Genomic DNA, 10,816 nt, shown 5'->3' on the forward strand with positions numbered 1-10,816 from the left:
TGATTTAGGAAGATGAATTTTTTGAAGCTAGATCACTAATTATTTCTGAATCATTCAGCAATATTTACCAAATACTCAATAATAAGTATAAATTTCGACCCAAAATTCAATATTTCATTCGTGTTGAATAACCAAGATAACCATTATTTCGTCTATTTGAAGAGTTAAACAGCAATTACAACAGACTAAACACCTGTCTACTTTTGGCTTTGCAATATTTTCCCCTCCCCTAACTATTTTAGTGAAAGGTCTAAATGAGGTGTTTAGATAGAAGCCTTCCTCCCTCTTAACACCCACTATCTGCTAGCGATTAATCAAGATAAGCTATTTATTGTTGTCAGCCATTCACCTATTATTTTGTAACGACTTAGACGACTCAAAGGACGAGCATTACAGCATGTTAGAGAGTAAGTTAGAAAATAAAATCCCTCCACCTATCGTCACAGTGATTTTCGCATTTTTGATGTGGGCTATCGTGCTGTTAACTTCTAACGACAAAATAATCAGTGATACAACACTGTTAGGCATAAAATTTATCGCCACAGGCTTATTTTTATTTCTAGGGATCTTTTCAGCAATTGCTGGCGTGGTCAGCTTTAAACAAGCCAAAACAACGGTAAACCCACTAAAGCCCGATACCGCCTCCGCACTAGTCACTTCAGGTATGTTTAACTGCAGCCGTAATCCCATGTATTTAGGTATGGCATTGTCCCTTTGTGCTTGGGCTTGTTATTTAGCGTCGCTTTGGAGTCTGCTTGGAATAGTAGGTTTTATGCTTTACATGCAGCGATTTCAGATTGCGCCTGAAGAGCGTGCTCTTGAAGGAATATTTGGCCAAACGTTTATCGACTATAAAAAACGTGTCAGGCCATGGATATAAAACAGATAAAAGAGGCTATATGATAACAGCCGATTTTCAATCCTGAATATCGGCTCAAAATTATCTTTGTAACAATCAAAAATCGCGGAAAATAAGCGACTCTTTGGTTAACTGCAGCTCCCTTAAGCGCTTTTTTGATAGCTCAATCTTACAGCCTATCAACACTGGCATCGCCATCGAGCCTTCAACATATGTCAGCATCTCAGCCTTACAAACATCATTACGATAAGTTAACCAAGAGGCCTCCGCCTGACTAAAGGCTGCGGTTAACTCGCTATCACTTGCCACCAGCTCAAGGGCATTAATAGATTTAATAACTTCAGCAACTTTTAAATCGACACTCGCTAATTCTCGCAGGCCGCACTTAGTCATACCTTCTGTGCTATAAGCTTGCTCAGACAGACAATCAAATCCTGCGGCAGGATCATCACCAACAACCACCGTACTCACTGTGGTAGGAAGGTACCAAGCCCCACCAGCGGCAATTTCTCGGCAAGCTCCGGTAGAGTATGAATCAGCTAAAATGAACTCACTGCCATTCCAGATATAGCGTCTTTCGGAAACGCAATCGCCAACCCCGCGTCCGCGCATAAACTCATAAATTGTGCCATCGCTGTAGTTGGTCGCACTGTCGGTAATAAACTTAGGTTCAATCTTAGGATTATCATCAACCAGCCATACTGCGTCACCATAGTTGTATGCAGCAAACCAACACGTCGCAGTGACCACCAGCTGATGCTCACTCAGTCTTGATACGTTGAGCGCTAACTTGCCATCTTCTGCAGGAGCAATATCGCATGACTGATTGATAGCGGCTTGCATCTTAGTGATGAAGTCAGGGTGACTAGCTAATGAGCGATCCGCCTCTGTCGTTGCAGGTAACTGCTTAGGAATTGAAATAACAGGCGCTTGCTTTGGCTGCACAATGGTAGTGGTACGCGGGCCTTTTTTCACTATCGCAAAAGGCGTGTTAACTAAGCCTTGAAAATCATCCATTTTTAATAAAACGGCGGTAGAGCCTGTTGCCGATAGCTGCCACACTTTACCTGCACTATTGATAAATTTTATCGATGCTTGGCCTTTCATGGTTAGGGCATTAAGTAATTGCCCCAGCTGCGATTTAGTTAACTCATGCTCACCACTAAAGTTAAGATCCATCTGCTGATAAGCAGGCAGCTCAGGCGATAATAAGCTCGGATAGCTATCGTTAATACTCAGGGTAATTGGATCTGCTTCGGTTTGGCTGTTATCTGCGCCATCCATTACTATCTGACCAAACTTCACTTTCGCCGTTAGTTCGGCGTCGGCTCCAGCAGCACGCTCCAATATCACAGAAACGGGTGCGTATTCCCCTTGCTTATGCTGCAATTCTTGATTGTGATACCCCACAGCACGGCAGGTATGAGTATTGTCACACACCACTTGCCAGTCACCATGAGCAAAGCTCTGCACTTGTTCTGCTACAACCGACAAAGAAATGAATAGTGAACACAAGCTCACTAGCCCTATAAAACCCTGCATTTGTAAAAGCTCCAAGAAGAATGATTAAACCGAACAGCACTATTAAAGAGTGACGTTAATCTCATTACTAAGTTGATTATCAGCTTGCAACTGTAATGTAAACGCATCGAATTTTATTCATGGCACTTTGACTTTGTTATGTCAGTCACAAAACTATCATCAACAGTAAGCACTTCACTCCATTGCATTGTAATGCCTTAACCAATGCCGATAAACTATTGTATTTATTATTTAAAAATTTAAAGTGAATCGCTGCCACCAATTAGCGATTATCAATGACTTCATATTAAGCTACTAAAAAAATGCCAAATGCTATCTCAACATTAATGCAAACTCAGCTCGGAAAGGCCTTATTTGTTATTACGATCCCATTACTGCAATTTATCGGCCCCAACTTTCTGATTGGCGTGGTACGTGTCGACCATGAAGGTGTTGGCACAGGCCTACTGTTTATCTTTAAATGCATTGTTTGGGTAAGCGCACTGGTGATTGGCAGCTTAGTGTTTTCCAAGGTTTATTATAAAAGCCTGCGCTACGGGTCATGGGCAAATTGCCCGCTGATCATTTTGATCATTTACTTTTTATCACAAAACCTGCCCTACCTTTTATCGTAACGTATTAGGCTCAAGGACTCTCAACACCACAAGCTAAGGAAATGCATGGGTAATATCTTCGCGCCAAAAACCACTAAGTTACAAAAGCTACTGGCGTATATTTTTATGCTGTTATTGGCACTGATGTTAGTTTCAGTGTTTAGTCGTACATTAGTCAATGACGAGATATATGAGCAACTCAGCATTATTGCCGCTGTGCTATCGGTGTTTTTGCTTATTACTATGTTTTGGGGGTTAAAGCAGAAGAATTCATGGCTAAGAGTTAATCTTGATAATCAGCCTCGCAGCCCTGTAAAGGTTATCTTATCTGTCGCTATCGGCATTCCCATTCTATTGCACTTTTCATTAGCTAAAGGATTACCTGTACTACTGCATATCCTGCTCGCCGATAAAGCCATCACGATTGCCACCATAGACGATAAACGCTTTGGCTATTACAGCCGCACCTGCGATGGTGGTCTATACCTTGGAGGTTATCGCTTCTGGGGCAACGATTACATCTGCGGCATTAAAAAAGAGGATTGGGATAGTTATCAATCGGGAGACAAACTCGCGCTATATGGTGATAAATCAATACTGGGTTTCACCTACCAAAAATACACCCTGCTCACCGATGAATTATTGCAACAGATTATTGCACAATCAGCCGCCTTAAAAGCAGAAGCTATCACAGGCAAAAAATCGATGAACCTTGAACAGGCGCGCAAGTTTATTGCAGATTCAGATCCTGCTCCAGACTCAAACTCAAGCTCAGACTCAAAAAGGTCCCCCCAATAATCATGTCGATATTAACAAACACTGGGTCTAAAGCCTTACTCGCAACTTGTATTACCAGCATCTGTTTACTCAGCGGCTGTAGCCTGTTGCCAAGCCGTGTTGATGCTGAAAATGCGCTGAAAATTCAAGCCTTGATGCTCGACTTAGGCAGCTGTCAATTCGATAACAATGAGCACAAAGCCATGTATCAAGCGGCAAGTGCAGGTAACCGACTTCCCTTCCCGCTTCTGCTTTGTGAAGGCAAGCGTAGTGAATCTTTTGATGAGCGTTGGCAAGCCAGTCGCCGCGCTGTTGGTTACCATATTCTTGACAGTCACTTTGAGGACAATGGAACTAGATATGCAGGTTACGGCGCTGCACTAATTGAGATCAGCATGCCAGACTGGGGCGCCGCATGCATCAATTTAGGCTATGACGATAACACTTGTGATCACTTGGTTTATGGCATTAACGCGCCACATATACAGAAGGTTTCCGCAGCTCAAGTACAAAACTTACTGCGCAAGCAAAACAAGCTGGCACAAGTCACCAACATCCCAATTATCAAAGACACCATATTAATGCCGCTTAAACATAATGCTAAAGGCAAATTAATCGCTAACTGGGTAGAAGATGGTGGCGCACAAATAACCACCAAAGCCCTCGCCGATAAGCTTGGTGAAGAAGTTTTTAGCAGTAACGGTAAGCCGCTGCCTATCAGCAGTTATAACCTGCAATATGATCTGCTGCAGCAAAAAGACTTACCGCTGCAGTATCGAGGCGTGTTTTATTACGCCACGCCACAGTATATCGATTACAGCAACAGGCCTTCGGCCGAATACTCAATCCCGCTTCGTAATGGCGTGCAGGTTCGTGGCTATAAAACGGCGATTTATCGCGCCCTCCCCAACTAATTAAATGGCTAAAGCATACGGATGAAATTCATGATGAAACCATTGTTCATATTTACGGCATTACTGTCAGCCATAGCTTTCAATGCAAATAGCTACGCACAAGACAGCCTTGAGCACGAAGGCTATGAACAAAAGAGCTATGAGCAACAAAAGAACCAACAACAAGATTGCAGCTTAAACCAGTTAAGTAGCGTTCTCGATTTTGATGCCGCGCTGGTAACCAGAAAGTACGGTCTTAGCTTAGCCACAGACAATACGGTTTGTAGAGTATTGCCCCATAATAAAGAGCAAGCATTACTGTCTTACTTTCAATATTATCAATCAGATGCAGATGGATTTTCGAGTAACCTGTGGCGAGTACTCTTGGTTAATCGTTACAGTAACCAAGTTGAAGCTAGCTATACTGGCGTGATCCAAGAAAGTAGCGCTATCAAAAGTCACTCAGACAGCAATAGTATCGATAGCCGCCAATATGCTCTGAGCGACAATACTCAAGCATTTGGTCTGATCCTCGATCTTGCTAATTACGACACATCGCCGCAAGAGCATGAGTACCGCACCTTCAAAACCAATCGTTTTCTTAGCCTATTTGTTCAAGAGGGAGACAAGCTACGCCCAGTGCTTAAACAACTGCCGCTGGATTACGAGCTAGAAGGCACTGATACGGCTGGCAGTAATGGTGGGGTTTATCTGCATTATGGCGTACAAGGCAAAGTTGAAGTGTTACCCACATCCAGCAATGGCTACCATGATTTGATGTTAGTGGCTCAGGGGCAACAATACCGTACCGACGGTGAATACGATCAGGTAGAGCCCATCAATTTTAGCAGCGAGCTTAAATATGATGGTAAACGTTACCCGGTTATCACTGAGCGACTCCCCGCCCCAGAGTTTTGGCAAATAAACCAAAACAGCAGTCAATCGGAGAGCCAAGATGCTAACTAACAAGCCTACAACAACCCCATTCAGCTGCAGATTACCCGCACTATTTAGTGCTGTGATTTTGACTTGCGCGGTTGTATTTTCGCCCACAAGCCATGCTAAGCAAGAATGTAGCATTGATGCCCTTGAAGCGATGGAAAATGACAGTGGTTATTTTCAAGGATTCAGCGCCGCGGTATGTAAGCAGTTGCCCCACCAAGAGCAATTGACCATGGGCGCTTATTTACAATGGACAGGCGGCAGCTTTGCAGGTGAAAGACATTACACCCTGCGCACCGTTATTATGGATACAGAGACTCATGAGGTTATCGCTCGTCATACAGGGAGTTTAACTGAGCGCTCAGGTTTGACACTTGTTCCAGCAATCCCTGATAACAAAGAGCAAAACACGGCTGTACAAGCGCCGCTTTGGATTGATACTGCCAACTACAAACTTAACAGCGATACACGCGCACTGGGTGTGCGAGTGCTAGCCCAGCAACACCCTAACGGGGCGATGCAATTTGAGTCCGACTACTTAAGTTTATTTGTCCACCAAGGACGTTTTCTTATTCCTGTGGTAGAGAAGCTACCGCTATATTATTGGAAAATATGGCAAGACGAACAGAGTAGCTACAATCCCGTAAGTAATGGCAACAAAACGAATGCTGAAGCTAGCGACAAAGCTAATGACAAAGCGAGCCTTGAGCAGCGTTACATTGTTGAAACTGGCAAAGGTGCGCTGCATATTGAAGCGAAACAAAACAAAGGCTTTGCCGACTTAAAGCTACTAACCAAAACCAAGCTGTCAGGTGCCCTACCTAAACTCACCGATAGCACTCAAAGCCGTACTACCATTACCCGCTTAAGGTTTGATGGTGAACGTTATTACATTCTAGATTCTGGATTTGATGATAAAAGGGATTGGCAGAGCACTGAACGATGGTGGAAGCGTTGGTAGGCAATTATCACAAGAGAGCTATTACCAGAAAGCTATCACAAAACAGTTAGTACAAGACAGTTAGTACAAGACAGCTATCACCAGATATCTAGCACAAGACTGCTATCACCAGACTACTGGCGCAAGGCGATGATGTTTGATTGTTTTCACTAGATATAACTGCGAATGTCGTCAGTTAAAGACAAAACTAGTTTTCAAGAGGTGATAAACGATCGGAACACACTTTTTATGGTGCGCTAAAAGTGACAAAAAATCGTCAAAGACTTGTGTTGTAAGAGAGTAGATATGAGAGTTTTAATTTTATTCATAGTTTTCTTGTTGGGCGGGTGTGTAAGCTCTGATGGGAGTTCTGAGAGTAGCCCAGATTCTGCCATTGAGTGGCATCGCAAAGCAGCAGAACAAGGCGTTGCAGACGCGCAATATACACTCGGGACCCTCTATGATTATGGGATTGACGTACCAAAGAACAGACAAGAAGCCATTAAATGGTATCGCAAAGCCGCAGAACAAGGTATTGCAAACGCGCAATATACACTCGGGACCCTCTATGATTATGGGATTGACGTACCAAAGAACAGACAAGAAGCCATTAAATGGTATCGCAAAGCGGCAGAACAAGGCGTTGCTGACGCGCAATATACACTCGGGACCCTCTATGATTATGGGATTGGCGTACCAAAGAACAGACAAGAAGCCATTAAATGGTATCGCAAAGCGGCAGAACAAGGCGTTGCTGACGCGCAATATACACTCGGGACCCTCTATGATTATGGGATTGGCGTACCAGAGAACAGACAAGAAGCACTGGATTGGTATTACTTGGCCGCAGAGCAAAATCATGTCGATGCACTTTATGCTATCGGCATGATCTTTCATTCAACGAAGGAAGATTATCCAGAAGCAATCTATTGGATTAAAAAAGCCGCAGATATGGGCCTTGATGAAGCACAGTATGATTTGGCTAGAATGCTTTCTTTTGGGGTCGGAACTGAAGAAAACAAACAGCAAGCGTTTATTTGGTATCTGAAAGCCGCTGAGCAAGGCCATGTTGCGGCCCAATTTTATGTTGGTTCTGCTTATGATTTTGCGTCAGGAGTTGCAGAAAACAAAGCAAACGCCTTTGTTTGGTATCAGAAGGCGGCCAATGAGGGGAATGCAAAAGCCCAGTTTCACTTAGGCTCAATGTACGAACTAGGGGAAGGTACAACAGTTAATAAAGCCAAAGCCATAAGGTGCTATTTGAAAGCGGCTGAACAAGGGCTACCCGATGCGCAGCATAACCTTGGGGTGATGTTTGAACTGGGCGATGGAGTGGTCAAAAACATGTCTGAGGCAATAACATGGTACACGGCCGCGGCCAAGCAAGGAAATGCTGAATCACAGTATGTATTGGGCACCATATATGAATCGGATAAGAGTGAACCACAGAATCTACATATTGCAGACATGTGGTATCAAGGAGCGGCAGCGCTGGGACATAAGAAAGCGCTAGAAGCGTTAAAGCAAAATAGTACGGAATCTCGCACAGTGCATTGATGCACATTGATGTCTGATGTTTCGATTTAACTAACAATCCACCCATTATAAATCCAAACTCATTTCTGGACAAAAGCTATTCACCACGGCGAATATGGTGAAGCCATGTGCTAATAAGCGAGAGCTAGGGATAGCGAACTGGCCGTTAAACACGGATGTTATTGGGACACGGAGCGCTACGCTACACGAAGAAAAGCTTGTCATTAAACATGTTGTTTCTTTGCTCTACGTTCTTCTTCGTGACCTCCGTGAAAGCAAAGCGCTTCGTGGTGAGATTAGTGCTTTGAAAGAGTTATGCCTGTTCTAGATTTTCTGTTTCATTAGATTTATAGCCTGTTGCTGAATGTGCGAACACTTCAGTGACTCGGCGCGGCTTTTGATTTCGTAAGAAGTGTCCCTATAGCCTCTACGACAGCTTCCCTACTGCCGAAGGTCACTGCCGTATTCACACATCAGCATTCATCTAATCAAGTTTTCTTATCTAATAACTGCCATATACTGGCGCAAGATTTCAGTTACCTGATTAAGCCCAAATTACACCCCGGGTTCAACATTTTGACAGGCGTCATGGTTAGGCACTCTTCTTTGGTAGCGAGCGATCTAACAACATATAACCTACTAGCGCTGAAATAGTTGAACCGATTAAAATGCCCAATCTTGCAAGCGTGTCATATTCTGCGCTTGCATCTGCGAATGCCAATCCTGAGATAAAAATCGACATAGTAAAGCCAATACCGCAAAGTATCGATACCGCAAAAATATGAGAAAATTCTACGCCTTTCGGTAGCTTTGCCCAACCAAGCTTAACCGCAGCCCAACTGAAGGTGTAGATCCCCAGAGGTTTACCGATTAATAACCCAAGGGCAACACCCAGAGGTAGCATGGATGTAAGGTCTGCCAATGAGATTCCCTTAAGTGATATACCTGCACTAGCGAAAGCGAAGATAGGAAGAACTAAGAATGCCACATAGGGATGTAAACCATGTTCTAAGCGTTTTAATGGTGAGTGACCTTCTTTGTTAATGTCTCCTTTGAGGGGGATAATAAATCCTAAGATTACACCAGCGAGCGTTGCATGCACTCCGGATTTCAGGACCGCAGCCCACAAAATAAAGCCAACAAATAGATAAGCACTTAACTTGGTGACACCTTTGACATTCATGATGACCAATATTGCCACAGCGATTAGCGAGACCAATAAAGCCAGTATGGAGAGATCACTGGTATAGAACAGCGCGATAATCAAAACTACACCTAAATCATCAATGATTGCCAACGCCAGCAAGAACACCTTGAGTGCAATAGGAACGCGATTTCCAAGCAACGCCATAATGCCTAAGGCAAAAGCAATGTCAGTCGCAGCAGGAATTGCCCAACCCTTTAGTGCTTCTGCATCAGCATAGTTAAAAGAGACATAGACAAGCGCAGGTGCAAGCATTCCACCAATCGCTGCGATGGCAGGAAAGATCGCTTCTTCTCTGCTTTTCAACGCACCTTCTAATAACTCGCGCTTAACCTCTAAACCAATCAATAGAAAGAACAGCACCATTAAAGCATCATCGATCCAATGAGAGATCGATAAGCCCATGACATACGAACCTAAAAAACTCTGGTAGGCATCACCAGCTGGTGAGTTTGCAACTATCATAGCTAATACTGCTGCGATGATTAACAAGATCCCGCCCGCGGACTCCATTTTGAAAAAATCGCGGATAAATGTGCTCATAGCTTCCCCTACATTCCATTTAGATTCATATTCATATTCTTATTCATTATACCAACACATTAACACACGAAATAGTCGATCATTTAACCGCTTAAGCTCGGAATAACCGATGTATTCACTAAGCAAAAGTGTATCGCTGTTTGCCGGCTTTTAAGATGCTTAGCAATGGGTTCTTTGACCCAAGCACTGTTTCATTTAATTCGTCGTCACCATCCCCCCCTCCATCGTTTTATGTGAGCCACTTAGTAACTTTAAAATGACGGTTTTGAATAATCTTTTCTGGTGCTTATGAGGAAGCATATGCTGTTCCTAGCTGTGTACCTAAGACGAAATGGGACATTTCCAAGTTAGACCAAAAAACGATTAGCCCTAATGAGTACGCCAAATATCAAGTGTAGATGCGGCCGTGACCGTCCATGACAGGGTCAGAGATAACGAAGTTATCAAGCTTTCGAAAGAGAGGCTGGATGCCGAACTGGCCTTTAAACACGGATGTTGTTTGACATCGCAGAGCTCACAGGGCCAATTCTGTTCCATACAGGATTTGGCATTTCCTCCATCCTTGGAGGTCAGACGTACTTGAGGCGAGCTTCAGCAGTGTCTGCACATAAGGTCGTTCCTTCACATCCATGTAAGCACGACATTCGGACATCCTGTCCAGAACCCGCTGCTGGCGATTGATAGCTATGTAGCCACAACGCAAAATGCGCTTCTCTGTAGCCACAAAACTAAAAAATGTAATCAGCCTTCATTCCAAGGCTAACCAACTTTAGGGCAAAAACTAGTTACTGAACGTGAAGATAACACCAATTCCCCATCGGAGTTGCCGAGGTTATTGAAGAACAACCTCGTGATTGAGGCATGGATAATGGAATGGACCCATCCACTTTTAATCGGCCTCGCAATGGGCCACGATGTAGTTGCTTAAACTCATCAGAAAGAGGACGGGTCCACTATGAACATTACTACAATTGGTCTTGATATCGC

At 43.7% G+C, this 10,816-nt stretch carries 9 protein-coding genes; 7 read left to right on the top strand and 2 right to left on the bottom strand.

The window, feature by feature from the left end; translation table 11 throughout:
* Positions 1-334 precede the first annotated feature (334 nt).
* The gene (locus K5Q73_RS20950; protein ID WP_374706896.1) at positions 335-880 is read left to right on the top strand and encodes an isoprenylcysteine carboxylmethyltransferase family protein; all 546 of its coding nucleotides are present in this window, start codon (positions 335-337) and stop codon (positions 878-880) included.
* A 75-nt stretch (positions 881-955) separates the two neighbouring features.
* Here the strand turns inward: K5Q73_RS20950 and K5Q73_RS20955 are convergent, their stop codons facing one another.
* Positions 956-2,401 carry a DUF1176 domain-containing protein gene (locus tag K5Q73_RS20955; RefSeq protein ID WP_220760230.1) on the bottom strand — a complete coding sequence of 482 codons (1,446 nt, stop codon included), beginning with the start codon at positions 2,399-2,401 and terminating at the stop codon, positions 956-958.
* 302 nt (positions 2,402-2,703) lie between these two features.
* Here K5Q73_RS20955 and K5Q73_RS20960 point away from each other — a divergent pair, with 302 nt between their 5' ends.
* The 6 genes from K5Q73_RS20960 (at position 2,704) to K5Q73_RS20985 (ending at position 8,103) form a co-directional block, all read left to right on the top strand.
* Positions 2,704-3,015 carry a hypothetical protein gene (locus K5Q73_RS20960; protein ID WP_220760228.1) on the top strand — a complete coding sequence of 104 codons (312 nt, stop codon included), beginning with the start codon at positions 2,704-2,706 and terminating at the stop codon, positions 3,013-3,015.
* A 45-nt stretch (positions 3,016-3,060) separates the two neighbouring features.
* Positions 3,061-3,792 carry a hypothetical protein gene (locus tag K5Q73_RS20965; RefSeq protein WP_220760226.1) on the top strand — a complete coding sequence of 244 codons (732 nt, stop codon included), beginning with the start codon at positions 3,061-3,063 and terminating at the stop codon, positions 3,790-3,792.
* 2 nt (positions 3,793-3,794) lie between these two features.
* Complete coding sequence (locus tag K5Q73_RS20970) at positions 3,795-4,685, top strand: hypothetical protein (protein ID WP_220760224.1); 891 nt, start codon at positions 3,795-3,797, stop codon at positions 4,683-4,685.
* A 30-nt stretch (positions 4,686-4,715) separates the two neighbouring features.
* The gene (locus tag K5Q73_RS20975) at positions 4,716-5,630 is read left to right on the top strand and encodes a hypothetical protein (RefSeq protein WP_259650726.1); all 915 of its coding nucleotides are present in this window, start codon (positions 4,716-4,718) and stop codon (positions 5,628-5,630) included.
* Positions 5,620-6,567 carry a hypothetical protein gene (locus K5Q73_RS20980; RefSeq protein WP_220760222.1) on the top strand — a complete coding sequence of 316 codons (948 nt, stop codon included), beginning with the start codon at positions 5,620-5,622 and terminating at the stop codon, positions 6,565-6,567. The genes K5Q73_RS20975 and K5Q73_RS20980 overlap by 11 nt, the downstream gene beginning before the upstream one ends.
* Before the next feature lie 318 nt (positions 6,568-6,885).
* Positions 6,886-8,103 (top strand): tetratricopeptide repeat protein, encoded by a 1,218-nt coding sequence (locus tag K5Q73_RS20985; protein WP_259650725.1) that lies wholly within the window; start codon positions 6,886-6,888, stop codon positions 8,101-8,103.
* A 571-nt stretch (positions 8,104-8,674) separates the two neighbouring features.
* Here the strand turns inward: K5Q73_RS20985 and nhaA are convergent.
* Positions 8,675-9,829 carry a Na+/H+ antiporter NhaA gene (nhaA, locus tag K5Q73_RS20990; RefSeq protein WP_220760218.1) on the bottom strand — a complete coding sequence of 385 codons (1,155 nt, stop codon included), beginning with the start codon at positions 9,827-9,829 and terminating at the stop codon, positions 8,675-8,677.
* Between the last annotated feature and the right edge of the window lie 987 nt (positions 9,830-10,816).

The organism is Shewanella sp. MBTL60-112-B2 (assembly GCF_019655055.1).
Lineage (GTDB): Bacteria > Pseudomonadota > Gammaproteobacteria > Enterobacterales > Shewanellaceae > Shewanella.